This is a genomic window from Streptomyces sp. NPDC054847, assembly GCF_053610925.1.
In genome coordinates this window covers 4,495-28,684 of record NZ_JBSGZJ010000041.1, presented here as the reverse complement: position 1 = coordinate 28,684, position 24,190 = coordinate 4,495, and the positions used below count along the sequence as shown (strand labels likewise).

Sequence of the window (24,190 nt, the reverse complement as noted above, 5' to 3'; positions counted from 1 at the left end):
CCGGTCCGGGGAAGGCGCGGAGCCCCGTCCGGGGAAGGCCCGCAGCCCCGTCCCGGCACGGCCCGGAGCCCCGTCCGGGGAACGCGCGGCGCCCGGTCCGGGGAAGGCGCGGAGCCCGGTCCGGGGAAGGCCCGGAGCCCGGTTCGGGGAAGGCGCGGGGTCCGGGGCGGAGCCCCGGTTTCGGGAAGGGGCGGGTAGGGGACAGGCTCACGCCCGCACCCACGCGCCGTCAGCCGAAGATCAGGTACACCACGCCATAGCTGGCCGCCGCCACCATCGCCGCCGCCGGCATCGTGATGAACCACCCCAGGATGATGTTCTTCGCGACACCCCACCGCACCGCGTTCACCCGCTTCGTCGCGCCGACGCCCATGATCGCCGAGGTGATCACATGCGTCGTCGAGATCGGCGCGTGGAACAGGAACGCCGAGCCGAACATGATCGACGCGCCCGTGGTCTCCGCCGCGAAGCCCTGCGGCGGGTCGAGCTCGATGATCTTGCGGCCGAGCGTCCGCATGATGCGCCAGCCACCGGCGTACGTACCGAGCGACAGCATCACCGCACAGGCGATCTTGACCCAGGCGGGGATCGGGTCGCCCTGGTTCTCGACGTCGGCGATGACGAGGGCCATCACGACGATGCCCATCGTCTTCTGCGCGTCCTGAAGGCCGTGGCCGAGCGCCATGCCCGCCGCGGACACCGTCTGCGCGATCCGGAAGCCGCGCTTGGCCTTGTGCGGGTTGGCGCTGCGGAACATCCACATGATGCCGACCATCACCAGGTAGCCGACGGCCATACCGACGATCGGCGAGACGAACATCGGGATGACGACCTTCTCGAGCACCCCGGTCCAGATCACCTCGGTCCCGCCGGCGAGCGCCGCGCCGACCATGCCGCCGAACAGCGCGTGCGACGAGGAGGAGGGCAGGCCGAAGTACCAGGTGATCAGGTTCCAGACGATCGCGCCGACCAGCGCCGCGAACAGGATGCCCATGCCGCGTGAGCCGACGGGCGTCTCGATGAGTCCTTCGCTGACGGTCTTGGCGACGCCCTGTCCGAGGAAGGCGCCCGCGAGGTTCATCACCGCGGCCATCGCCAGTGCCACGCGCGGCGTCAGTGCCCTCGTGGAGACCGATGTCGCGATCGCGTTCGCGGAGTCGTGGAAGCCGTTGGTGTACGTGAAGAAGAGCGCGACCCCGATGGTCACGACCAGGGCAAAGGTGTCCACGTGGTTCAGGACTCCTTGACCGCGATGGTCTCCACCGTGTTCGCCACGTGCTCGAACGCGTCCGCGGCCTCTTCGAGCACGTCGACGATCTGCTTGAGCTTGAGGACCTCGATGGCGTCGTACTTGCCGTTGAAGAGGTGGGCGAGCAGCTTGCGGTGGATCTGGTCCGCCTGGTTCTCCAGCCGGTTGACCTCGATCCAGTACTCGGTGAGGTTCTCCATCGTGCGCAGGTGCGGCATGGCCTCGGCCGTCAGCTCCGCCGCCCGTGCCAGGACCTCGATCTGCTGCTCGACGCCCTTGGGCAGCTCTTCGACGTTGTAGAGGACGACCAGGTCGACGGCCTCCTCCATGAAGTCCATGATGTCGTCGAGGGACGACGCGAGGTTGTAGATGTCCTCGCGGTCGAAGGGCGTGATGAACGAGGAGTTCAGCTGGTGGAAAATCGCGTGGGTGGCGTCGTCCCCGGCATGCTCGGCGGCCCGCATCCGTTCCGCGATCTCGGCCCTGGCGGAGGATTCCGCCCCGAGCAGTTCCATCAGGAGCTTCGAGCCCGTGACGATGTTGTCCGCGGAGGCGGAGAACATGTCGTAGAAGCTCGTCTCCCTGGGGGTCAGACGAAATCGCACGTGGGGTCCTCGGGGTGCTTGGATTCGGTCAGGCTGATGCTAGGCGCATCATCCGGCCACGGCTAACCGGCAGTATCCCAGTGTCGCCCATCAGAACAAGGCGATCTGCACGGACCCCCACCGGATTCCACACGATTCGTTACCATATACCCACGAGGGGTATACGCCCCCTTTCGGGACAACGGGAGGACACGATGACGACCACCGAGGCGGCCGGCCTTCCGGTCACGGAGCAGGAGACCGACCACGACCGCGGCGTGCACGGGTACCACAAGCAGAAGGACGAACACCTGAAGCGGCTGCGCCGTATCGAGGGCCAGATCCGCGGGCTGCAGCGGATGGTCGACGAGGACGTGTACTGCATCGACATACTCACTCAGGTCTCGGCTTCGACCAAGGCACTGCAGTCCTTCGCGCTTCAGCTGCTCGAGGAGCACCTGCGGCACTGTGTCGCGGACGCGGCGGTGAAGGGCGGCGCCGAGGTGGACGCCAAGGTGGAGGAAGCGACGAAGGCCATCGCCCGTCTGCTGCGGACCTGACCGGAGGGCCGCGCGTGGCTTGATCTTTGCGGTCCCCGCCGCGTGCGGCACCGGTCGGACCGGCCGGTGCCGGTGCCGGTCGGATCAGCGCCGGGGCGCTCTCTCACCCGCAGGCGGCCCGCTCGGCCGCCACCATCAGAACCTCGTCGATACGGGCCGCGCTGAGTCGCTCCTCCGCGGCGGCCGACGCGGCGATCATCAGCTCGCCGCACAGCTCGATCTCGGCGAGGGCCACGTGGTCGTCCTGGACGGTGGTCGTACTGGGCGGGGCCACGTGCAATCACCTCTTCCGGCCGATGTCGGTTTCCTAGCGTAGGGAGCGGTGCACGCGCTGCGCATGGCACGTCCGGACCATTTAGGTTCTGACTCTCCCGGCCCAGGCACCCCTGGCCTCCTCCGCGCGGACGGACCCGTCCGGCACGCTCAGGCCTCGACCCTTCCGGAGTAGATGTCCTTCTCGTCCGGGAGCTGGACGACCACCCGCGCCCCGAAGTCGAAGAGGACCGTGGTCGACGTGACGTCGACCGTACGGCCCTCATTGACGAACGCGAAGCGGTGCCGCACCTTCCGGAGCCTGCCCGCCTCGTCGAGGTAGGCATCGAACGGCACCACGTCCCTGGCGAACCCTTTCGCCGCTGCGGTCAGTGACGCTTTCGCATGAGGTTCCGCGAACCGCGCCGCCCGCTCGATGTCGGTGACGCCCTTGAAGTGCCGTACCTTCTGGCCGGCGATCTCCGCATCGCCGACGTATGTCACCCGGTCCGCGCCACGGAGCAGTTCGGCAGCGGTGAGCGGGTCGGTCGCTCCGCCCGTGACCAGGTTCCCGTCGTCCAGGGTGGTCGTGTCCACCCTGACCCATTTGTCCGCGGGCACACCCGCACCCCGGTTCTTCATGTACAGGGCGCCGGACGTCAGCAGTTCGGTGATGGGCTTGTGCTCGTCCTCGCCGGCAGCGTCCGGCGGCAGTACGACCTTCAGCCTGCCCATGCCCCGGACGAAGTCGTATACGCCCTCGCCCCGGATGGTGACCCGGGTGCCGCCCGAGGCCATCTCCATCGACGTACGCGCCTTGGAGCTGCCGGCCCCGGTCAGCGCGTCAGCGGCTCTGCGCACCTCGTCCGCCGTGCCGCCGGACCTGCCCGGGGCAGCTCCGTTGCCGTCCTCCGCGGCAGCGCCTGGGTCCGAGCACCCCCCGGCCGCCGCCACGGCCATGGCTGCCAGGACGGCGACCGCTCCGCCCCTGCGCTTGTGCACCACCATTGCCTGCCAACCCCCAACACCGGACCGCTGCTTGTACGGGTCCCCCCTTGCCCTCCGCCCGAGGGGCCGGGGAACGACCCACTCGCATAACGACCGCCCCGGCACGTCGTCACGCCGGTCCCGGAGGCTTTGCGGCGCCGTGGCCGCAGTACCGTTGACCCGTGCCCCAGCAGGACCCCTCGGCCGGCGACCCGGCGACGCATACGACCACCACCGTCGAGCGCGGCTCCTTCGCCGTGGCGCGCTGCACCTGCGGCTGGTCGGGACCGGCCAGGCGGTCCCGGGACCGGGCCCGTACCGACGCCCGGTCCCACGTACTGACCCCCACGTCCTGACCGGGCCGTCGGCCCGGGAACCTGCCGGCGCCGGGAGCCGTCTCGTTCCCCAGGAGGTTCCATGGACCGGCGTGCGCTGCTGACCACCGCTGTCGCCCTCACCGCGGCCGCCGCTACGGGCTGCACGGAAAAGGAGTCCCGCACCGCGCCGGGCACCACCGCCTCCGGACCCACCCCGCCCGCCCCCTCGTCGTCGGCCACCAGGACCGCCGCCGCGGACTGGGCCGCCCTCGCCCGCGGCCTCGACGGGCAGCTGATCCGTCCCGGGGACGCGGCCTACGCGAGCGCCCGGCAGCTGTACAACACACGCTTCGACTCGCTGAAGCCGGCGGCCGTCGCCTATGTGGCGGGCGAGGACGACGTGAAGGAGTGCCTCGCCTACGCGCGGGCGCACGGCACACCGGTGTCCATCCGCAACGGCGGCCATTCCTACGGCGGCTGGTCCTCGGGCACCGGACGCCTCGTCATCGACGTGTCGTCGCTGGACCGGGTCGAGGCCGACGGCTCGATGGGCGCCGGCGCCAAACTCATCGACGTCTACAACACACTGGCCCGGCACGGCCGCACGGTCCCCGCCGGTTCCTGCCCCACGGTCGGCGTCTCCGGTCTCGCACTCGGCGGCGGCCACGGTGTCACCTCCCGCGCCTACGGGCTGACCTGCGACAGCCTCACCGAAGCGACGGTCGTCACCGCCGACGGCATAACGCTGACCGCGAACGCCGACGAGAACAAGGACCTCTTCTGGGCGCTGCGCGGCGCCGGGAGCGGCAACTTCGGGGTGGTGACACGGCTGCGTTTCCGCACCAGCCCCACCCCTGACACCGTCACGGCGTACCTCAACTGGCCATGGCCGAAAGCGGAACGGGTGCTCGCCGCCTGGCAGCGCTGGGGCCCCGACCAGCCCGACGAGATCTGGTCCTCGCTCCATCTGTCCGCGGGCCCGGGCGGCTCCAGGCCCACCCTGTCCGTCGTCGCCTTCACACTCGGCGCGGAGAGCGATCTGCAGAACGCGGTCGACCGGCTCGCCGGCGCTGCCGGCTCGGCACCCTCCTCCGTCGCACTGCGCCCCCGCAGCTACCGGGACGCCATGCTCGGCTACGCGAACTGCCTCTCCCTCAGCGAGGAACAGTGCCGGCTGCCGGGCAGCACCCCGGGCCGTGACCGGCAGGGCGCGCTGCCCCGCGAGACGTACGCCTCGGCCTCCGACTTCTACGACCGGGACATCGCGGCCGGCGGTCTGCGCGCGCTGATCGGGGCGGCGGAGGCCTTCACCCGTCTCCCGGCCGACGCGGGCGGCGGCGGTTCGATCGCCCTCACCGCCCTCGGCGGCGCGGTGAACCGGGTGGATCCGCTGGCGACGTCGTTCGTGCACCGTCGGTCACGGATGCTGGCCCAGTACATCGCCGCCTGGCGGCCCGGCACCGGCGGCGCCGCGCAGCAGTCCTGGCTGCGGGACACCCATGCGTCGATGCGGCGCTACGCGTCGGGAGCGGCGTACCAGAACTACGCCGATCCGACCCTGTCCGACTGGCGCCGGGCCTACTACGGACCCGCGCTCGACCGGCTCACCCGGCTGAAGAAGCGGTACGACCCGGACCGCCTGTTCGACTACCCGCAGGCGCTCTGACCCGGACCTGTGTGCCGGCGGTTCCACCGGACCGGCCCGCGGCCCGAAGCGGAGGCTCCCAGGACTCGTGGGGCCACGCTCCCGGGCCGGCCGGGTACGCGCCCCCACCCGGACGTCAGCGGCGCACAGGAGAACGCCTCGCCAGGAACTCCTCGAACGTCACCTTGCCCAGGGCCTGTTCCGGCGTCAGATGTCCGCCCGCCCGGAACCCTTGATAGGCCTTGCCGGCCAGACGCACGTTCAGCAGCGGACGGCGCCGTCCGCTCGCGCGCAGGTAGGCCCGGGCCAGCTCGGGAAACGGACGGACCTGGGGGCCGCCCATGTCCGGCACGCGCCCCGCGGGCTCCCCGCCTGCGAGCTCGGCCAGCCGGGCGGCGACCTCCGCCACCTCGATCGGCTGGTCGGCGACCCCCGCCGGGAGCACCATGACCGGCACCTTCGCCAAGCCCTGGAGGAGCTGCAGCACCAAGTCGTGGAACTGTGTCGTGCGCAGCACGGTCCAGCCGAGCCCCGACTCCTCGACCAGCTTCTCCACGGCGAGCTTGGTCCGGTAGTAGCCGAGCGGCACGCGGTCGACGCCGACGATCGAGATGTACACCAGATGCCGCACCCCGGCCTTGCGGGCCGCCTCGATCAAATGGCGTGCCGCCTGCTCGTCGCCGCCGCGCGGCGAGCTCGCGCAGTGCACGACGGTGTCCACTCCCGCCACGGCCTCGGCCAGCCCTGTGCCCTCGCGGAGGTCCACGGCGTACGGCCGGGAGTGCCTGCTCAGCACCCGCACCTCGGCACCGTCCGCACGCAGCCGCTCGGTGACGAGCCGGCCGAGCGTTCCGGTGCCGCCGGTCACCAGGATCGTCGTCATCGCAGTCCTCATCCCTTCGCCGGGCGCGCGCTCCCTGGTGGAACGCCCGTCATCCGTTGAGAACCGGCGAGCACCCGAAACGTGACAGCCCCTTGGGACCGCGCTCACCAGCGGGTCACACGCCGGGGCCATGGCGGCGAACTGCCGCCCCGTGCCAACAAGTTTGACCGGGTTCGCGACCACCCGCACCTGGGCGATCACGCCGTCGCGCACTTCACACGAGGCCACCCGGCCTGCCAGAGCCGCGGAAGCGTCCGGCAGGCGGCGCGCGCCCCGAGGGACGACGGCCGCACGCACCGAGGGACGCCGGGGCGCCGGCCCGCACGCCCCACCACGCGGTCGCCCGGCTCCGCAGTCAGCGACTCAGCGGCCTCCGGCCCGGCGGGCGACGCCGGACGTTCAGGCCGCAAGGCCGTTCTCGCCCTTGCCCTCGGCCCTCGGCTCCGGGATGTCCAGCGACTCGGGCCGCAGTGAACCGCCCGCCGAGGCCCTCTTGGACCGCACGAGCCACCCGAAGTGGCGTGAGCCCGCGATGGCCGACACCAGCGGCGTGAGCAGCGCGAGCGCCGGCGGGGCGAGCAGCAGCGCCACCGCCGTACCGAGGGCGAATCCGCCGATGACGTCGGTCGGGTAGTGCACGCCCATGTAGACACGGCAGAAGCCCTCGGCGAAGGCCAGCACCAGCGCGGCGACACCGAACCTGCGGTTCGCCACGAACAGCCCGGCGGCGATCGCCATCGCCATCGTGGCGTGGTCGCTCACGAACGAGTAGTCGGTCTTCCCTGCGACGAGGACCTCGAGACCCTCGTGCGAAAGGAACGGCCGGGGCCGTTCCACGAAGCCCCGGATGGGGATGTTGACGAGAAGGGCGATACCGGCGGCGAGCGGTGCCCAGATCAGCCCGGCGATCGCCGACACCGAGTCCTCCGCGCTGCCGCGCCGGCGCACGCTCCACCAGCACCAGAGGCCGACCAGCACGAGGGCGAGCATGATCCCGTACTCGCCGACGAACTCCATGGTGCGGTCGAGCCAGGTGGGCGCGTCCTTGGCGAGGCCGTTGATGTCGTAGAGCAGGCCGACATCCGGGTTCACACCGTCTGCTGCGAGTCCAGCCATCTGCTGCGGCCCCTTGCCTTGTGCCTGCCGGCGCACCTGCCTGTGCGCCGTCCTGAATCAACCCCCGTGGTCAGTGCGGTGTCTGCTGCATGGTCAGTGCGGCCTTCCCTGCCCAGGGAACGACGTGATCGGCGGTCGCGTTCCACTCTCCACCGAACGATCACCATGACGTTATCGAAGAGTGACACGTCGTCGCAGCTCAGAGCCCTGGCACTACCGTCGTGTTCCAGCCACTCGGACGCCTTCCGCTCATGCCTCAGGAGCCTTCGGCAGATCCGTGGGCAGGGCGCGCGCGCCGTCCTCGGTGACGCGTGTCGCGCCGAAGTAGTCCGGGGTGTCGATCTTGTCGAACCGGATCACCGCACCGGTGTACGGGGCGTTGATCATGTACCCGCCGCCGACGTACAGCCCCACGTGCCGGATCGCCCTCGAGTTGGTCAGGTCGTCCGAGAAGAAGACCAGATCGCCCGGCAGCAACTCGTCCCGCGAGGGGTGCGGCCCGGCGTTGTACTGGTCGTTCGCCACCCGCGGCAGCTCGATCCCCACCGTGCGGTAGGCCGCCTGCGTAAGGCCCGAGCAGTCGAAACGCCCACCCTGCTCCGGCGTTCCGTTGCCGCCCCACAGGTACTTGGTGCCCAGCTTCTGCTGCGCGAAGTAGATGGCCCCGGCCGCCTGCTTCGACGGCTCCACCCGGCCGACGGGCTTGGCGAAGCTCTGCTCGAGCGTCCGGATGACCTTCACATAGTTCTGCGTCTCACGGTACGGAGGCACACCGCCGTACTTGATCACCGCGTAGGCGCCCGCGTTGTACGCGGCGAGCATGTTGTCGGTCGGATCACCCGGCGCCTTGCGAACATATCCGGCCAGTTCGCAGTCGTACGAGGCCGCCGACGGGATCGCGTCCTCCGGGTCCCACACATCGCGGTCCCCGTCCTTGTCCCCGTCGATCCCATGGGTGGCCCACGTGCCCGGGATGAACTGGGCGATGCCCTGCGCGGCGGCGTGGCTCTGCGCCCTCGGGTTCCAGCCGCTCTCCTGGTAGAGCTGGGCGGCGAGCAACGCGGGGTTGATGGCCGGGCAGAGGTTCCCCCACTTCTGCACCAGCGGCTGGTACTTCGCCGGCACGGCCCCCTTCGCCAGACCCACCGCCCCGTTCTTGGAGCCACCGAGGAGCCCGGAGGCCGCCGAGTACGTGCCGACGACGAGCAGCGCGACGAAGCACAGGCAGAACCCGATCGAGAGCCCGGCGACCAGCCACGCCTTACGCACCGTCAAACACCCCTCAGCGCCCGGTAGTCCGCATCGGCGTCAGTCTAGGCGTCCACCCGCCTCCCGTGGAGGCGCTCACCCGGGCGCACCGGCTCACCCTGTCCGCCGTCTTCGACGAGCACTGCGACGGGGGCCGCCGTCACTGCGCTGCGGGAGGCCCGCCGGAGGCGTAGCGGGGCAGTCGGCGAGTGGTGAGCGGGAAGGACAGCGGGGCGGGCAGCGCGACCTCGTCGCCGTAGGCGCCGGAGCGCACCTCGCGGTATCGGCCGTCGCGCGGTCGGCGGCACAGGCGCCAGGTGCCGTCGCGGGAATCGACGATCAGCGCGGCACGGACGCACGCGACGGCATACCGGTCCTCCTTGTGCGCCGCCCCTCGGCCCTTTTCCTGACGGGACACCACCTCAACGGTCAAGAGCAGCCCTTGTGTACTCACCACCGGGCTCCCATGAGTGCCCGGGGCGAGGACGACGAGGTCCGGCCGTACGAAGTCGTCCAGGTCCATGGGCATCCGACATGCTCGTAGGCAACTGGCAGAAGTCGTCGTACTGCGGAGAAGGAGAGTCCTGCGTACATGTCTCCGCCAAATCAGGCGGCGTCAGACTGACCGAAAGCAGCGACCCGGACGGACACATACTCCACACCACCCCCTACGCCTTCGCGACCCTGACCCGCGCGCTCAAGGACGGCACACCGAGCCCGGACATAGCCGTCACGCGCACCGCCGACGGCCTCGTCCGTATCGGCGCGGTCGTCACGACCACCGCTGAGAAGTGGGACGCCTTCGTGCTCGGCGTACGGGCCGGCGAGTTCGACCACTTCGGCCAGGGCGTGCGTTCACTCGTTCGGGAGACATGATCACCAAAAGCCCGCGGCCGGCGCGACCTGCGCACCAAGCTCCACTCCGTGTCGAACAACAGCAACACCAGCAAGGCCGTCGTCCCCGCACAGGGCGAGCCCCTGCCGTCCTGGTACGGAGACCTGCTCTGCGAGGTCAAGGAGACGGTCTCCCGCGCCCGCGTCCGCGCGCAGCGTGCCGTCAACACCGAGCTGGTCCAAATGTACTGGGAGATCGGCCGCCACATCGTGCGCCGACAGCAGGCGGAGGGCTGGGGCAGCAAGGTCGTCGCACGCCTCGCCACGGACCTGAGAACGACGTACCCGAACCAGCGGGGCTTCTCCCGAAGCAACCTGATGTACATGCAGCAGATGGCCCGCGCCTGGCCGGAGCCAATTGTCCAACAGCCTGTTGGACAATTGCCGTGGGGCCACGTCATTCTCCTCGTCACCAAGCTGAAGACCCGCTCCGAGCTGGACTTCTACGCCCTGAGGGCCGTCCAGCAGAGCTGGTCCCGTGACACGCTGGAACGCCACATCATCCAGCAGCTCCATCTCCGGCAGGGCGCGGCCGACACGAACTTCGAGACCACACTCTCCGACGACGCGGCAGCCGTGCGAGAGATCGCCAAGGATCCGTACCGCCTCGACTTCCTCGGGCTCGACGAGCAACACAGCGAGCGTGAGCTGGAGGACGCGCTCGTCACCAACATCGTCCGGTTCCTCACCGAGCTCGGAGTCGGCTTCGCCTTCGTGGGCCGGCAGTACTCCGTGGTGGTGGGGGGCGAGGAGTTCCGGATCGACCTGCTCTTCTACCACCTGAAGCTGCGTCGGTACGTCGTCGTCGAACTCAAGACGAAGGCCCCTCGCCCCGAACACATCGGCAAGCTCAGCTTCTACGTGACCGTGGTGGACCAACTCGTACGGGACCCGGATCGCGACGACGCCACGCTCGGGATCCTGATCGGAGCCGACCGGAACGAGGCCGTCTGCCAGATCGCCCTCCAGAGCACCAACCGCCCCTTGGCGGTAAGCAGCTACGCGGCTCTGCCACCCCAGGTGCGGGCGCTCATGCCGACGGAAGAGGACCTGGCCCGCGTCGCCCAGGAAGTCCTGGACGACGATGCGGCGGCCGGGCGGTGACCACCGCGCGCCGGGAGCCGGCCGGGCCGGGCTACGGCTTGCGCCCCACGCCCCCGTACATCGCGACCTCTTCCGGGCTGAGCGGCTCGGCGGGATCCGGGCGCCAGCGGTTGCACGAGACCACGCCGGGAGGAAGCAGCTCCAGGCCGTCGAAGTAGCGCTCCACCTGCTCCGGCGTGCGCTGGGTGAGACGCGGGGTGCCGTGCTCGTTCCAGAAGGCGACCGCCGCGTCCACGTCCGGCATCGACGGGCTGGTGATCGTGTGCGACAGCGCGAGATGGCTCCCGGACGGAAGTGCGTCCATGAGCCGGCGCACCACCCCGTACGACTCCTCGTCGTCCTCGATGAAGATCACTACGCCGAGCAGCATCAGCGCGACGGGCTCGGAGAAGTCGAGCGTCTTGGCCGCCTGCTCCAGGATCGTGTCGATGTCCCGCAGGTCGGCGTCGAGATAGTCGGTGCTGCCTTCCGAGGTGCCGGTCAGCAGGGCGCGGGCGTGGACGAGGACGAGCGGGTCGTTGTCCACGTAGACGATGCGCGCGTCGGGGGCGACGCTCTGGGCCACCTGGTGGGTGTTGTCGGCGCTCGGCAGACCCGTCCCGATGTCCAGGAACTGACGGATTCCAGCCGTTCCGGCGAGATGCCGCACGGCGCGACCGAGGAACTTTCGATCGGCCAGGGCGTAGTCCCCGATGCCCGGATGCAGGGTCCGGATCTGGTCGCCGACCTCCCTGTCGACCGGATAATTGTCCTTGCCACCGGTCCAGTAGTTCCAGATCCGCGCCGTGTGCGGGCGCGTGGTGTCTATACGTGCGGCCATGGGCGCGTTTTCGGTCACCCGGCGAAGCGTAGGCAACTCGGCCCGTGAGCAACAGTGTTGAGTAGAAACCGGCACAGATGCCGTCGGGAAGGCACCCCGGACCCCCGCGAAACTGGTCTGGACCAGTTGCGGCTACTCTGTGTGACGCAGCCCAGAAGGCTGAGGTCAGACCCCCCTCCGGCGACCACGGCGGGGACCGGTAACACAGCACCACAGGAGCAACACGTGAAGAACGCTGCGAGCGTGACGGACGCACCCGCCACACAGGACGCCCGCGGGGGAAGAACAGAACGCCGAAGCAGTGACGCCGGCGGCACGGTGGCGACGGTGACCTTCATCGCACTCCTCGCCATCGCCCTGGGCGTGCTCGGCTACATGGTGGCCATCCGCTGAACCGGGCTGGGCCGAGGCCCGGCGAGCAGCGCGGCGGCGCGGGTCCCGACGGGCATCCGCGCCGCCGTCGTCGTAGCCCGCACGAACCACCCCAAAGGTGGAACAACGACAGTCATTGCTCGAAGTCACCCCCCGTGATACACAGAGTAACCATGCATCCACTCGCACCGATCCGAACCGCGCCACCGCAGGTCAGGGGGGCCGGCTCGGTCATACGTGCGGAGATCGGGTAAAGAGACCCTCCAAGTCGGCATACGCGGGCGGTTTCATCAGCGAAGATAGAACCTGAGCCTGTGCCGAGCCGGCGTGGGCGGCCAACAACCCAACTGGGGCGGTGAGTTACATGATCCTGGCAGCCGAAAAGGGCGATATCACCACCATCATCGGCGGAATCGCCCCGAACTGGGGGCCGTTCGGGAGCCTGGGCAACGAGGCTCGAGTGATGATCGAGGTCGTGATGGCCATTGCCATCCTGCTCTGCCTCGGCATCGCGATCTGGGGAGCGGCCAAACAACGCATCGGCGCGACGGCACTGCGCGACACGTTCAGCGCCGAACAGGGCAAGGGCCTGATCGTCGCCGGTCTGACCGGCGTCTTCATCATCGGGTCACTGGGGACCTTGTTCACCATCGTCTACGGGATGGCTGTCTAGCACCCGTCAGTCCTCTCCGGGCATGCCCGGGCCCACCGTTCGAGGTTGCGTCTCCCTGATGTCGAGTCACCACACCGCGCCGACGCGGCAAGCAGTTCGTCCACCACTGGTTGAGGGGGCCTGGGCCAGATGAGCCTCGGCGACGATCACGGCTACGGCGGCGAGCCGGGCCGTACGAGCGACGGCTTCGGCGGCTCGGGCCAGACCCGTACCCGCCTCCCGGGCAGCACCGACACGGACGTCTACGGCGGCGCACGGCGCACGGGGCGCAGCAGCTCACGGTCGCTCATCACGGTGGTGGGTGTGGTGGTGCTGCTGATCGCGGCGATCGCCTTCGCCAACCAGGGCGGCAGCGCGGACGCCCCGCCGGAGGCCGCCGGCAAGGCCCCCAAGGCCCAGCCGACGGCCCCGTCGGGCGTCCGCCCGGTGAAGGGCAACGCGGGCGGCATCCCGACGGGGTACGCGCAGGACGAGCAGGGGGCGCAGAGCGCGGCGTCCAACTATGCCGTGGCACTGGGTTCGGTGGAGATGTTCAAGCCGGACAGTCGGCACCAGATCGTTGACACCGTCTATACAACCGAGGCGTCCGCCCGCCTGAAAGGCCCTCAGGATGCGGCGTACTCGCCGCAGTTTCTTGAGCGAATGGGCCTCGACGCAGACGGCAATCCTCCGGTAGGCCACACCTTCGTGTCCCGCACCATCCCCGTGGGGACCAAGGTGGAGCAGTTCGACGGCAAGACCGCTCGTGTGGCGGTCTGGTACACCGGGTTGATCGGCATGTCAGGCCCGGACTCGACCGACCCTGTCAGCACGACCTGGAAGACATGGAGCTTCGATCTCCGCTGGACGGGCAACGACTGGAAGGTCACCGCCGACACCCAGCGCAACGGCCCGGCACCTCTCCCGGGTGATGTGGCCGCTTCCAGTTCTGACGAGATCAGCAAGGCAGTAGCGGAGTTCGGAGGCTTTACCTATGCCCGGTGACCCTCGCCATGCCCGGTCTCTCCTGACGGTTTTCACGGCAGTACAGACGGTCGGCTTCGTATTCGCGGCCAATGCCGCAGCCGAGCCCACACCCAGTCCCAGCACGAGCAGCGACCCCTGCGACCTGCTCATCGGCCCGGCCAAGGAATACTGCGAAGACGGCGAAGCCCCCGCCACCCCCGGTCGGTCGTCCGTCGACGACCCCACCGCCGCGCTCGATCCGTTGTCGTCGCTCGCCCGCGGCTGCGCCGACGCCGCGTCGTGGACGATCGGGAAGCTGTCGCAGGCCGTCGAGTCGACGGCCACCGTCGACTTCACGAACCTGACCTTCCTCGCCCACTACGCCATCGTCTTCGCCGCCGCCTCGATCCTCACGCTCCTCCTGTGGCTGCTGGCCGTCGCCAAGCGGGCCATCCGGGGCGTGCCGTTCATGACGGCCGTCTCCGAGGCGATCGGGTTCCTGTGGCTGACGGTCCTCGCGTCCGCGTTCACGCCGCTGATCCTCTACACACTCGTCTCGGTCACCGACAGCGTCACCGAGGTCGTCTCAGGCAGTACGTCCGGGCAGACGGAGATGTTCTTCGGGAACTTCTCCAAGGCCCTCGCCAAGGGCGACGACATCGGCGGCGGACCGATCATGCTGATCGTCGTCTCGCTCGTCACGATCCTCGCCGCCGGGGTGCTCTACCTGGAGCTGTTCATCCGGGCCGTGCTGCTCTACGTCGGTGCGCTCCTCGGCGTCGTCGTCTACGCGGGCCTCGTCGACAAGAACATGTGGGGCCACGTCCGCCGCTGGGCCGGGATCATGATCGCGATCATCCTGGTCAAGCCGGTGATCGTGATCGTGCTGGGCCTCGCGGGCGCGCTCTCCGCCGACGACGGGCCGGACTCGTTCTCCGCCGTCGTGTCCGGGCTGGCGATCATCCTGCTCGCCATCTTCGCCTCCGCGATGATCTACCGTTTCGTCCCGGGGTTCGGCGACGAGATCGCCGCCTCCCGCAACAACCGCATCCAGAACGGCGCCGAGGGCAAGGCGGCAGCCGTCATCAGCTCGCCTGCCGCCCTCGTCTCCCAGGGCATCAAGACCCACAGTTCCCGTGGCAACACCGGTGGCGACAGCGGCGGCAGCACCCCCCGTCCCGCCAATCCCGCTTCCGGCGGCATGGCGGCCCACGGCAGCCGTACTCCCGCGGCCGGCGGCAGCGCCGCGCCCGCACCCCGTAACAGCCCGACCGGCGGTACCCCGCACAGCAATCGCAACAGCACAGGAGGTGGCCGGCGTTGACGACCCAGTCCCAACCGATCACGCCCCGCCGCACGTACCTCATCGGCCGTGCCCGGCCGAACGCGGTCATCGGCAAGAACCGCGAGACCGGCGAGATCGCGCTGATCATCGCCGGCGCGTTCCTCGGCATGATGAGCGGGCTGCTGGTCCCGGTCCTGTCCCTGCGCATCGTGCTGCTGATGGGCTTCCCGATGCTGGCACTCGCCGCCGTCTACGTGCCCTACAAGCAGCGCACCTTCTACAAATGGTTCGAGATCAACCGCAGCTACAAGCGTTCCCTGCGCAGCGGCGGCACTCTCTACCGGTCCGGCGCCGTCGAGGCCGGCACCCGGCTCGACGGGCGGGAGGTCGAGGTGGGCCCGCCGCCCGGCATCGGGCGGATCAACTGGCTGGCCGCACCCTTCGGCCCCGACGAGATCGCCGTGCTGCTGCACGCCGACCGCCGCACCGTCACGGCCGCGATCGAGATCGAGGGCCCGGGCGTCGGCCTGCGGGACAGCGAGGACCAGGAGGCCCTCGTCGACCGCTTCGGCACGCTGCTGAAGCATGTCGCCAACGGCGACGGCTTCGTGACCCGGCTTCAGATGCTCGCCCGTACCCTCCCCGCCGACCCGGACGCGCACGCCAAGGACGTCGCCCAACGCGGCAACGCGGCGGCGCCCGGCTGGCTCCAGCAGTCGTACGAGCAGCTCCAGTCGATGGTGTCGACGTCCAGTGAGCAGCACCGCGCCTATCTGGTGGCGTGCATGCACTACTCCCGCGACCTTGCCGCGGAGGCGCACGCCATGGCCCGTGCCGTGCGCCATGCCTCGGGCGCGAAGCGGCTCGACAAGGACGCCGGCCTGGCCGTCGTCATGGCGCGTGAACTCACCGACATCTGCGCCCGGCTCGCCGAGGCCGACATCCGCGTACGGCAGCCCCTGGGACAGTCCCGGCTCGCCTCGCTCGTGCACTCCATGTACGACCCGGACCACCCCATCGACCACATCCAGGCGATGACGAAACGGAACGCCTGGCCGGCCGAGCTGGACGCAGTCGAGCCCACCTACCTCCAGGCGAAGACCCGCGAGTCGTCGACCCGCGCCCCTTGGTGCCACTCCACCGCGTGGGTGAAGGAGTGGCCGATGACCCCTGTCGGCGTCAACTTCCTTGCCCCGCTGCTCGTCCACACCCCCGACGTGATCCGTACGGTCGCGGTCACCATGGACCTGGAGCCCACCGAGGTCGCCATCGAGCGGATGCTCACCGAGAAGACCAACGACGAGGCGGACGCCAGCCGGGCCGCCAAGATGAACCGGACCGTCGACCCGCGCGACATCGCCGCGCACGGCCGGCTCGACCAGCGGGGTGAAGATCTCGCGAGCGGTGCGGCGGGGGTCAACCTCGTCGGGTACATCACTGTGTCGTCGCGTTCGCCCGAGGCCCTGGCCAGGGACAAGCGCACGATCCGGGCCTCCGCCGGCAAGTCGTACCTGAAGCTGGAGTGGTGCGACCGCGAGCATCACAGGGCCTTTGTGAACACCCTGCCGTTCGCGACCGGCATCCGACGCTGACCGAGAGGGCAGTCCGCCATGCGAGATCCGCTGTCCGTCCTCACGGATTCCTTCACCTCCTTCCTCTTCGGGAAGGTGGAGACCACCCGTCTGCCCGTCCGTACCTCGACGGGCCAGGCACAGGCCGTCTACCTGCCCACCGCCGCGCCGGGCCTCGGCGACTCGGGTGTGATCATCGGCCGCGAGGTCTACAGCGGCAAGGGCTACATCTACGACCCGTTCCAGCTGTACGGGCAGCAGCTGCCCGCCCCGCACTGGCTGGTGCTCGGCGAGTCCGGCAACGGCAAGTCGGCGCTCGAGAAGACGTACGTACTGCGGCAGTTGCGTTTCCGCGACCGGCAGGTGGTCGTGCTCGACGCGCAGGGCGAGGACGGCGTCGGCGAGTGGAACCTCATCGCGCAGGAGCTGGGGATAACCCCCATCCGGCTCGACCCGATGACGGCGCTCGACGGCGGTATCCGTCTCAATCCGCTCGACCCGTCGATCACCACGACCGGCCAGCTGGCGCTGCTGCGCACCATCATCGAGGTCGCGATGGGGCACGGCCTCGACGAGCGCGCCGGCTTCGCGCTCAAGGTCGCCCACGCGTACGTCAACGCCAGCATCACCGACCGGCAGCCGGTCCTCACCGACATCGTGGAGCAGCTGCGGCATCCCGAGCCGGAGTCCGCGGAGGCGATGAACGTCGACATAGATGACGTACGCGCCTGGGGCCTCGACGTGGCGCTGGTCCTGGACCGGCTCGTCGACGGCGACCTGCGCGGCATGTTCGACGGACCGACCACCGTCGGCATCGACCTTGACGCCCCGCTGATCGTCTTCGACCTGTCGCACATCGACCGCAACTCCATCGCCATGCCCATCCTGATGGCGATCGTCGGTGTGTGGCTGGAGCACACCTGGATCCGGCCCGACCGCAAGAAGCGCATCTTCCTGGTGGAGGAGGCGTGGCACATCATCAACAGCCCGTTCGTCGCGCAGCTCTTCCAGCGGCTGCTGAAGTTCGGGCGCCGGCTCGGTCTGTCGTTCGTCGCGGTGGTCCACCATCTGAGCGACGTCGTGGACGGCGCGGCGGCCAAGGAGGCCGCCGCGATCCTCAAGATGGCGTCCACCAGGACGATCTACGCCCAGAAGGCCGACGAGGCGCGGGCCACCGGGCGGGTGCTCGGCCTGCCACGATGGGCCGTCGAGATCATCCCGACACTGACTCCGGGTATCGCCGTGTGGGACGTCAACGGCAACGTCCAAGTGGTCAAGCACCTCGTGACGGAGGCGGAGAGGCCGCTCGTCTTCACCGACCGGGCCATGACGGAGTCCTCGGCCCCTTCCGTGCCGGAGCATGTCCAGGCCGCGGAATGGGATGCGGAGCAGCGCGCGCGACTCATCGAACAGCAACGGTTGGACGAGTCGTCCGAGTCGACGGTGGCATGAGATGCACGAGGGGCGTCAGGGACAGGGCGGCGGCCGGCCAGGAGAGCGCCAAGGGGGCGTCCCGGACGGTCTGTTGGTCGGGCTGCTGGCCTTCCTTCTCGGCCTGACGCTGCTCGTCTGGTCGGCGACGGGACTCGCCGGTCTGTTCGCCCACGGTGCCTGGCCGGCGGGCGTCACGTTCGGCAACACGCCCACCGCCATGCGGGAACTCGCCGCCGCCCCACACGACCTGGCCGGCGCCTGGCCCGCCACGCCACCGGCGCAGCTCTCGGGCTACGGACTGTTCTGGGGCCTGCTCATCGGCCAGTTGATGGTGCTGATCGTGCTCACGGTGTTCACACTCGGCACCGTCGCCCGCTGGCGCGCCGTCCGGGCGGCGGCACGCGAGGAGCGCGGCCGGCTGCGTGAGCAGCCCTCGCGAGAGCAGCGGCCGCACCAGGAGGCCCCCATACACGCGCAGGTCATGGCTGAAGCGGCGCCCGCTGCCGAGGCCGCTCCCGTCGCGCCCGTGGAAGCGCCCGCGGCGGTCCCGATCCCCACCGTCCCGGCCCCGCGCGCCCGTACACCACGCGTGCTGTACGGCGACCGCACCGTCCGCCGCCCCGCCGCCGTGCAGGCCCTCCTCGACGCGGAGGGCCCCGCGCTCGTCGTCACCTCCGACCCCACGGTGTGGGCCGACACCAAGGACGCGCGGGCCAAGCTCGGCCCCGTACTGGTCTACGACCCCGGGCACCTGTGCGACACCCCCGACCGGCTGCACTGGTCCCCCACGACGCACTGCGAGGACGACAGGACAGCGGCGGCCCGCGCGGCCGCCGTGCTGGCGCCCGTACGCCCCCGGGCGCTCATCGACGCCACCATGGCGGACACGGCAGAGACGCTCCTGCGCTGCTGGCTCCACGCCGCCGCCGTGGACGGCCGCCCGTTCCGCCAGGTCCACCGCTGGGCCCAGGGCACCGGCGCCCACGAGCCGGTACGCATCCTCCGCACCCACCCCAAAGCGACGGCGGGACTCGCCGGGTTCCTCGAGTCGGCGCTCACCGCCCACCCGGAACGGCGCGAAGTGGCACAGCAGTTGGCCATTCGTGCACTGTCCGCGCTGTCCTCCGTCCACATCCGTGAGGCGTGCACACCGAATCGAACGGATTCGCTCGCCCTGGAATCATTCGTGAACGAAGCGGGCACGCTCTATGTGGTGGGTGAACCGATCGAGGATCCTCACACCCACCCTGGCGCGATGCCTCTGTTGACGGCGCTCGCCGCAGACGTGGTCGAGCACGGCCGCCGCATGGCCGCACGGTCATCCGACGGTCGGCTCGACCCACCAATGACGCTCGTGCTCGACGACGTCGCGGCCGTCGCCCCTCTCCCCCGCCTCCCCGAGCTGGTGGCCACCGGCCAGGACCAGGGACTGCCGACGCTCGCCCTGCTCCGCTCCCCCGAACAGGCCCGCGCACGCTGGCAGGACGCGCTCCCCGCGCTCTGATCCGCCCCGCTACCGCCGGATCTCGTACTCCCGGGCCGGCGGGTCCTCGGGCACGGGCGCCAGGTCGTCGCTCGGCACGAATCCGACCTTGCGGTACAGGGCCGCGGCCCGCTCGTTGTCCTCGTGGAACAGCAGCCGCACCCGGTCCACCCGCGGCGAGTCCAGCGCCCACGACCAGTCCAGCGCGGCACGGAACAACTCCGCCGCGAGCCCGCTGCCGCGCGCCTCCGCCCGTACGAACACCCCCACCACATGGGTCTGGTCGACCGGCGCCGGCTTGCCGATACGCGCGCTGCCCTTGGATTCCACCAGCACGGACACCGTGCCGTCCCACCGGCCGTCCGGCGCCTCGGCCACGAACTGGACGACGTCCACCCCGGCGGCGGCCGACGAAGTGCGCTCCTGCCAGAACGAGTCGGGCTGTCCGATGGCCTGCTCGTACGACTCGTAGAACGCTATCGGGGCAAGAGGGTCCTGAAGGGCGGCCAGCCGCAGGTCGCGGGCCTGCGCCCACTCCTCGGCGCGCACGCGCCGGATCACATGTTCCATCCCCCGATACTGGCCCTGCCCTGCGCCCCTGAGCAACGCCGTTTCCCGGTCGTACCCAGGTACTACGCCGCTCCCCGGGCTCCCGCCCGCGGTCGGACGACCGGCCCTCTCCCGCTCCATAGCGTCGGTGACATGACCGAATCACACGGCATCGAAGCCGTCGGACTCACCAAACGCTACGGCGACAAGACCGTCGTCCAGGACCTCACCTTCAGCGTCAGGCCGGGCTCCGTCACCGGCTTCCTCGGACCGAACGGCGCCGGCAAGTCCACCACCATGCGCCTCCTCCTCGGCCTCGACGCCCCCACCCGCGGGCACTCAACCGTCGGCGGCCGCCCCTACGCGACCCACCCGGCGCCCCTCACCCAGGTCGGAGCCCTGCTGGAGGCCCGCTCCATCCACCCCGGGCGCACCGCCAGGAACCACCTTCTCGCGCTTGCCCATACCCACGGCATCCCGACCTCCCGCGTCGAAGAGGTCATCGGCATGACCGGCCTGACCGATGTCGCGGGGCGGCGGGTCAGGGGCTTCAGCCTCGGCATGGGCCAGCGCCTCGGGATCGCCGCAGCCCTCCTGGGCGACCCGGCCACCCTGATCCTCGACGAACCGGTCAACGGACTCGACCCCGACGGCGTCCTCTGGATCAGAACACTCCTGAAGTCCCTCGCCGCGGAGGGCCGTACGGTCCTCGTCTCCTCGCACCTGATGAGCGAGATGGCCCTCACCGCCGACCACCTCGTCATCATCGGCCGCGGCAGGCTGCTCGCCGACACGACGGTGGAAGCGTTCGTGCGGGACGCCGGCGCGTCCGCCGTGAAGGTGGTCTCACCGGAAGCGTCCTCCCTCGCCGGCGTCCTCGGCGGACCGGGCATCGACGTGGAACGGGCAGGCCCCGACGAGCTGCTCGTACGCGGCACGGACAGCAGGAGCATCGGCCGTACCGCCGCCGCCCACGGGATCCCCCTGTTCGAACTGACCCCTGTCACCGCATCGCTGGAACAGGCCTTCATGGACCTCACGCACGAGGCGGTCGAGTACCAGGCCGTCCCGCTCGAAGGAGCAGCAGCATGAGCACGTACGAGCTGACCCCGACCCGTGTGCTGCGCTCCGAGTGGCACAAGCTGTGGACGCTGCGCTCGACCTGGATCACCCTGGTGTCGGCCGGGCTGCTGACGTTGGGCATCGGCCTCCTCATGGGCGCCACCTACGAGACGGGCGGTGGCGACGGTGACGTGGACGTGGTCGTACTCACCCTCATCGGCGTCCAGTTCGCTCAGATCGCGTTCGCCGTCCTCGGCATCCTCGTCACCGCGGGCGAGTACTCGACCGGCATGATCCGTGCCTCGATGACCACGGTGCCCCGCAGGCTCCCGGTGCTCTGGTCCAAGGCGGCCGTCTTCGCCGCCGTCACCTTCGCCGTCACGCTCACCACCGCGTTCGTCACCTTCCCGACGGCGCAGCTCTTCTTCGCCGGCACCGACCAGGAGGCCTCGCTCGGCGACCCGGGAGTCGTGCGCGCCCTCGTGGGCAGCTCGGCCGGACTCACCCTGCTGGGGCTGATCGCCCTCGGACTGGGTGCGCTCGTGCGGTCGGTGCCCGGAGCGATCGGCGCGTTCATCGGCGGCATGATGGTGCTGCCCGAGGTGATCTCCATGCTCCCGTACGACGTCGTGGCCGATGCCGTGGAGTACTTCCCCACGAAGGCCTTCGAGTCCCTCCTGTCGGCAGAGGCGATCCCAGGAGCGGCCTCACCGGGCGGCGCACTGCTGGCCCTGACCCTGTGGGCGGCCGCGACCCTCGCGGCGGCCGCCGTCCTGATCAAGCGCCGGGACGTCTGAGGCCGGGCCGGCCGGTGTACGAGGATGTGAGCATGCGCATGGCCCAGCAGAAGCGCCCCCCGCAGGCCACCCCCGGTCCACAGGGCTGGTCGACCGGCGCCCAGCCGCTCACCCGCCGGCTCCAGCGCCTCACCGAACGACTGCGCGCCTTCGACCGCCGCCGCCCGCTGGTCTGGGACCTCCACCTCACCGCGGTGTTCGTGTTCGCCGCGCTGGTGGACGCGGCGGGCGGCTGGCGCAACGTCGCCTTCAACGAGGACGTGCCGTCGTGGCTGGTGCTCACCATGAGCCTGGGCTTCTCCGTGCCGCTGCTGTGGAGGCGCGGCCATCCGCTCGCCGTGCTCCTGGTGATGCTGCCGTTCTCCCTGGCCAACGCGGCGAGCGGCGCACATCTTCAGGCGTCGTTCCTCCAGATGATCGCCGTCTACAACATCGCGCTGCGGCTGCCGTTGCGCACCCTGGTGTGGTCGTTCGGCACCGTGCTCGTCCCGCTGGCGGTCGGTGCCACGGCCTACCCGGTGGGCAGTTGGGACCAGCAGTTCGTGCCGATGTTCTACAGCTTCGCGCTCGTCGCCCTGTTGGGACTCGCGGTCCGTTCGCGGCAGGAGTTCACGGCCTCCCTGGTGGAGCGCGCCAGACAGCTCGAGGTGGAGCGCGACCAGCAGGCGCAGCTCGCGGCAGCCGCGGAACGCACCCGAATCGCCCGGGAGATGCACGACATCATCGGCCACAACCTGTCGGTCATCACTGGTCTCGCGGACGGCGGCGCCTACGCCGCCGCGGGTTCCCCTGAGCGCGCGGCCCAGGCCCTCCAGGCCATCGGCACCACCAGCCGCCAGGCCCTGACGGAACTGCGGCGGCTTCTGGACGTCCTGCGCGAGGACCCGGATGCCGCACCCCCTGCGGACCTCGCCCCTCAGCCGGCCCTGGCCGACCTGGAACGGCTGGTCGACGGCGTACGGGCAGCGGGCCTGCCGGTGGACCTCACGGTCGACGGCGACCCGGGCCCACTGCCCGCGGGGCGCCAGCTGACGGTCTACCGGGTCGTGCAGGAGGCCCTCACCAACTCCCTGAAGCACGGCGGCCCCAAGGCGACAGCCACCGTCGCCGTGCGGTACGCGGCGGACGCTGTCACCGTCACGGTCATGGACACCGGTGCCGGCGGCGATGCCACGCCCGGGAGCACGGGCCGCGGGCTGGCCGGTATGCGGGAGCGAACATCCCTGTACGACGGCACACTTGAGGCCGGTCCGCTGCACCGGCCCCCGGGGGGCTGGCGCGTACGTCTCCACCTTCCGAAGGAACCCGATCAGTGACGACAGTGCTCATCGTCGACGACCAGCCCATGCAGCGTTTCGGCTTCCGGATGCTGCTGGAGAGCCAGGACGACATGACGGTGGTGGGCGAGGCCGGAAACGGCGCCGATGCAGTACGTCAGGCCGCGGAACTCCACCCCGACGTCGTCCTGATGGACATCCGCATGCCGGGTCTCGACGGGATCGAGGCGACGCGGCGCATCGTCGCCTCGGGCGCCCGCACTCGGGTCCTCATCGTCACGACGTTCGACCTGGACGAGTACGCCTACAAGGGCCTGCGCGCGGGCGCGAGCGGCTTCCTCATCAAGGACGCGATGCCGGAGGAGCTCCTCTCCGGCATTCGTGCCGTGGCCGCCGGAGACGCGGTGGTCGCTCCGAGCCTCACCCGCCGACTCCTGGACACGTACGTGCAGCACCTGCCGGAGACCACGGCCGTCGGTACCGGCGAGCCGGTACCGGACGCGCGTCTGGCACGGCTGACGGAACGGGAGCGCGAGATTCTTACGGTGATCGGCCAGGGGTGGACGAACATGGAGATCGCGAGCCGGTTCCACCTGGCCGAGTCCACGGTGAAGACCCATGTGAGCCGCATCCTGGCGAAGACCGGCGCGAGGGACCGCGTCCAGGCGGTCATCCTGGCGTACGACACCAGGCTGGTGAACCCGTCCTGAAGATCCAGGGCGGCGCCCCTGTACGGGAATTGCCCCTGAACGCAGGAAGGCCCCGCACCAGAGGTGCGGGGCTTTCCCACAATGATTGTTCGGCGGCGTCCTACTCTCCCACAGGGTCCCCCCTGCAGTACCATCGGCGCTGAAAGGCTTAGCTTCCGGGTTCGGAATGTAACCGGGCGTTTCCCTAACGCAATGACCACCGAAACACTATGAAGTTGGAACTCAAGCCGGCAAGGCGAGTTCGTTACTTCAGAACTAACACAGTGGACGCGAGCAACTGAGGACAAGCCCTCGGCCTATTAGTACCGGTCAACTCCACCCCTTACAGGGCTTCCATATCCGGCCTATCAACCCAGTCGTCTACTGGGAGCCT

26 protein-coding genes and 1 rRNA gene are annotated in these 24,190 nt (G+C 70.0%); 16 read left to right on the top strand and 11 right to left on the bottom strand.

Annotated elements, in window-relative coordinates; all coding sequences use genetic code 11:
* Positions 1 to 229 precede the first annotated feature (229 nt).
* Entirely contained in the window at positions 230 to 1,228 is a 999-nt protein-coding gene (locus ACWGH4_RS07655) for an inorganic phosphate transporter (protein WP_441266830.1), read from the bottom strand.
* Between the two features lie 5 nt (positions 1,229 to 1,233).
* Positions 1,234 to 1,854, bottom strand: a complete 621-nt coding sequence (locus tag ACWGH4_RS07650; RefSeq protein ID WP_344357841.1) for a DUF47 domain-containing protein — start codon at positions 1,852 to 1,854, stop codon at positions 1,234 to 1,236.
* A gap of 194 nt (positions 1,855 to 2,048) precedes the next feature.
* Here ACWGH4_RS07650 and ACWGH4_RS07645 point away from each other — a divergent pair, with 194 nt between their 5' ends.
* On the top strand, positions 2,049 to 2,393 hold the full coding sequence (locus ACWGH4_RS07645) for a metal-sensitive transcriptional regulator (RefSeq protein WP_005315479.1): 345 nt from the start codon (positions 2,049 to 2,051) through the stop codon (positions 2,391 to 2,393).
* Positions 2,394 to 2,496: 103 nt separating this feature from the next.
* Here the strand turns inward: ACWGH4_RS07645 and ACWGH4_RS07640 are convergent, their stop codons facing one another.
* Both ACWGH4_RS07640 and ACWGH4_RS07635 read right to left on the bottom strand, forming a co-directional pair.
* Complete coding sequence (locus ACWGH4_RS07640; RefSeq protein WP_453456974.1) at positions 2,497 to 2,667, bottom strand: hypothetical protein; 171 nt, start codon at positions 2,665 to 2,667, stop codon at positions 2,497 to 2,499.
* 149 nt (positions 2,668 to 2,816) lie between these two features.
* Positions 2,817 to 3,653, bottom strand: coding sequence for a hypothetical protein (locus tag ACWGH4_RS07635; RefSeq protein WP_453456966.1), 837 nt, complete (start codon positions 3,651 to 3,653; stop codon positions 2,817 to 2,819).
* Positions 3,654 to 3,814: 161 nt separating this feature from the next.
* Between ACWGH4_RS07635 and ACWGH4_RS07630 the strand changes: the two genes are divergently transcribed.
* Together ACWGH4_RS07630 and ACWGH4_RS07625 are read left to right on the top strand one after the other, a co-directional pair.
* Positions 3,815 to 3,988, top strand: coding sequence for a hypothetical protein (locus tag ACWGH4_RS07630; RefSeq protein WP_441266832.1), 174 nt, complete (start codon positions 3,815 to 3,817; stop codon positions 3,986 to 3,988).
* Between the two features lie 61 nt (positions 3,989 to 4,049).
* Complete coding sequence (locus ACWGH4_RS07625) at positions 4,050 to 5,615, top strand: FAD-binding oxidoreductase (RefSeq protein WP_453456962.1); 1,566 nt, start codon at positions 4,050 to 4,052, stop codon at positions 5,613 to 5,615.
* A gap of 115 nt (positions 5,616 to 5,730) precedes the next feature.
* On the opposite strand, the gene ACWGH4_RS07620 is transcribed toward ACWGH4_RS07625, so the two are convergent.
* The 4 genes from ACWGH4_RS07620 to ACWGH4_RS07605 all read right to left on the bottom strand — a co-directional run bounded on the left by ACWGH4_RS07620 (position 5,731) and on the right by ACWGH4_RS07605 (position 9,370).
* Positions 5,731 to 6,477, bottom strand: a complete 747-nt coding sequence (locus ACWGH4_RS07620) for an SDR family oxidoreductase (RefSeq protein ID WP_453456959.1) — start codon at positions 6,475 to 6,477, stop codon at positions 5,731 to 5,733.
* Between the two features lie 399 nt (positions 6,478 to 6,876).
* Positions 6,877 to 7,593, bottom strand: a complete 717-nt coding sequence (locus ACWGH4_RS07615; RefSeq protein ID WP_453456956.1) for a phosphatase PAP2 family protein — start codon at positions 7,591 to 7,593, stop codon at positions 6,877 to 6,879.
* A 249-nt stretch (positions 7,594 to 7,842) separates the two neighbouring features.
* Entirely contained in the window at positions 7,843 to 8,862 is a 1,020-nt protein-coding gene (locus tag ACWGH4_RS07610) for a C40 family peptidase (protein WP_453456971.1), read from the bottom strand.
* 139 nt (positions 8,863 to 9,001) lie between these two features.
* Positions 9,002 to 9,370: a Uma2 family endonuclease gene (locus ACWGH4_RS07605; RefSeq protein ID WP_453456953.1), complete on the bottom strand. Its 369-nt coding sequence runs from the start codon at positions 9,368 to 9,370 to the stop codon at positions 9,002 to 9,004.
* A gap of 5 nt (positions 9,371 to 9,375) precedes the next feature.
* Between ACWGH4_RS07605 and ACWGH4_RS07600 the strand changes: the two genes are divergently transcribed.
* A complete protein-coding gene (locus ACWGH4_RS07600; RefSeq protein ID WP_453456950.1) occupies positions 9,376 to 9,717 on the top strand; it encodes a DUF397 domain-containing protein in 342 nt (113 codons plus the stop codon).
* 48 nt (positions 9,718 to 9,765) lie between these two features.
* Positions 9,766 to 10,839 (top strand): PDDEXK nuclease domain-containing protein, encoded by a 1,074-nt coding sequence (locus ACWGH4_RS07595; protein ID WP_453456947.1) that lies wholly within the window; start codon positions 9,766 to 9,768, stop codon positions 10,837 to 10,839.
* A gap of 31 nt (positions 10,840 to 10,870) precedes the next feature.
* Here the strand turns inward: ACWGH4_RS07595 and ACWGH4_RS07590 are convergent, their stop codons facing one another.
* The gene (locus ACWGH4_RS07590; RefSeq protein WP_441266850.1) at positions 10,871 to 11,659 is read right to left on the bottom strand and encodes an SAM-dependent methyltransferase; all 789 of its coding nucleotides are present in this window, start codon (positions 11,657 to 11,659) and stop codon (positions 10,871 to 10,873) included.
* Between the two features lie 225 nt (positions 11,660 to 11,884).
* Between ACWGH4_RS07590 and ACWGH4_RS07585 the strand changes: the two genes are divergently transcribed.
* From ACWGH4_RS07585 to ACWGH4_RS07555, 7 genes are all read left to right on the top strand, one after another.
* Positions 11,885 to 12,052 (top strand): hypothetical protein, encoded by a 168-nt coding sequence (locus ACWGH4_RS07585; protein WP_441266836.1) that lies wholly within the window; start codon positions 11,885 to 11,887, stop codon positions 12,050 to 12,052.
* A 343-nt stretch (positions 12,053 to 12,395) separates the two neighbouring features.
* Positions 12,396 to 12,704 (top strand): hypothetical protein, encoded by a 309-nt coding sequence (locus ACWGH4_RS07580; RefSeq protein ID WP_005315450.1) that lies wholly within the window; start codon positions 12,396 to 12,398, stop codon positions 12,702 to 12,704.
* A 129-nt stretch (positions 12,705 to 12,833) separates the two neighbouring features.
* Positions 12,834 to 13,688, top strand: a complete 855-nt coding sequence (locus tag ACWGH4_RS07575; protein WP_453456943.1) for a hypothetical protein — start codon at positions 12,834 to 12,836, stop codon at positions 13,686 to 13,688.
* Positions 13,678 to 14,973, top strand: a complete 1,296-nt coding sequence (locus ACWGH4_RS07570; RefSeq protein WP_453456940.1) for a hypothetical protein — start codon at positions 13,678 to 13,680, stop codon at positions 14,971 to 14,973. The genes ACWGH4_RS07575 and ACWGH4_RS07570 overlap by 11 nt, the downstream gene beginning before the upstream one ends.
* Positions 14,970 to 16,526, top strand: coding sequence for an SCO6880 family protein (locus ACWGH4_RS07565; RefSeq protein WP_189468459.1), 1,557 nt, complete (start codon positions 14,970 to 14,972; stop codon positions 16,524 to 16,526). The genes ACWGH4_RS07570 and ACWGH4_RS07565 overlap by 4 nt, the downstream gene beginning before the upstream one ends.
* Positions 16,527 to 16,544: 18 nt before the next feature.
* Positions 16,545 to 17,957 (top strand): ATP-binding protein, encoded by a 1,413-nt coding sequence (locus ACWGH4_RS07560; RefSeq protein WP_453456936.1) that lies wholly within the window; start codon positions 16,545 to 16,547, stop codon positions 17,955 to 17,957.
* Position 17,958: 1 nt separating this feature from the next.
* Positions 17,959 to 19,443, top strand: coding sequence for a type IV secretory system conjugative DNA transfer family protein (locus ACWGH4_RS07555; protein ID WP_453456933.1), 1,485 nt, complete (start codon positions 17,959 to 17,961; stop codon positions 19,441 to 19,443).
* Between the two features lie 9 nt (positions 19,444 to 19,452).
* Here the strand turns inward: ACWGH4_RS07555 and ACWGH4_RS07550 are convergent, their stop codons facing one another.
* Positions 19,453 to 19,992 carry a GNAT family N-acetyltransferase gene (locus ACWGH4_RS07550; RefSeq protein ID WP_453456930.1) on the bottom strand — a complete coding sequence of 180 codons (540 nt, stop codon included), beginning with the start codon at positions 19,990 to 19,992 and terminating at the stop codon, positions 19,453 to 19,455.
* Positions 19,993 to 20,124: 132 nt separating this feature from the next.
* Between ACWGH4_RS07550 and ACWGH4_RS07545 the strand changes: the two genes are divergently transcribed.
* Genes ACWGH4_RS07545 through ACWGH4_RS07530 form a run of 4 tightly spaced genes read left to right on the top strand, consistent with a single transcriptional unit; the run spans position 20,125 to position 23,817 of the window.
* Positions 20,125 to 21,063 (top strand): ABC transporter ATP-binding protein, encoded by a 939-nt coding sequence (locus tag ACWGH4_RS07545; RefSeq protein ID WP_453456928.1) that lies wholly within the window; start codon positions 20,125 to 20,127, stop codon positions 21,061 to 21,063.
* Complete coding sequence (locus ACWGH4_RS07540; protein ID WP_453456925.1) at positions 21,060 to 21,830, top strand: ABC transporter permease; 771 nt, start codon at positions 21,060 to 21,062, stop codon at positions 21,828 to 21,830. Before ACWGH4_RS07545 ends, ACWGH4_RS07540 begins: the two co-directional genes overlap by 4 nt.
* Positions 21,831 to 21,862: 32 nt before the next feature.
* Positions 21,863 to 23,146 (top strand): sensor histidine kinase, encoded by a 1,284-nt coding sequence (locus ACWGH4_RS07535; RefSeq protein ID WP_453456922.1) that lies wholly within the window; start codon positions 21,863 to 21,865, stop codon positions 23,144 to 23,146.
* The gene (locus ACWGH4_RS07530) at positions 23,143 to 23,817 is read left to right on the top strand and encodes a response regulator (protein WP_453456919.1); all 675 of its coding nucleotides are present in this window, start codon (positions 23,143 to 23,145) and stop codon (positions 23,815 to 23,817) included. The genes ACWGH4_RS07535 and ACWGH4_RS07530 overlap by 4 nt, the downstream gene beginning before the upstream one ends.
* Positions 23,818 to 23,904: 87 nt before the next feature.
* Here the strand turns inward: ACWGH4_RS07530 and rrf are convergent.
* Positions 23,905 to 24,021, bottom strand: a 5S ribosomal RNA gene (gene rrf / locus ACWGH4_RS07525).
* Positions 24,022 to 24,190: the final 169 nt, after the last annotated feature.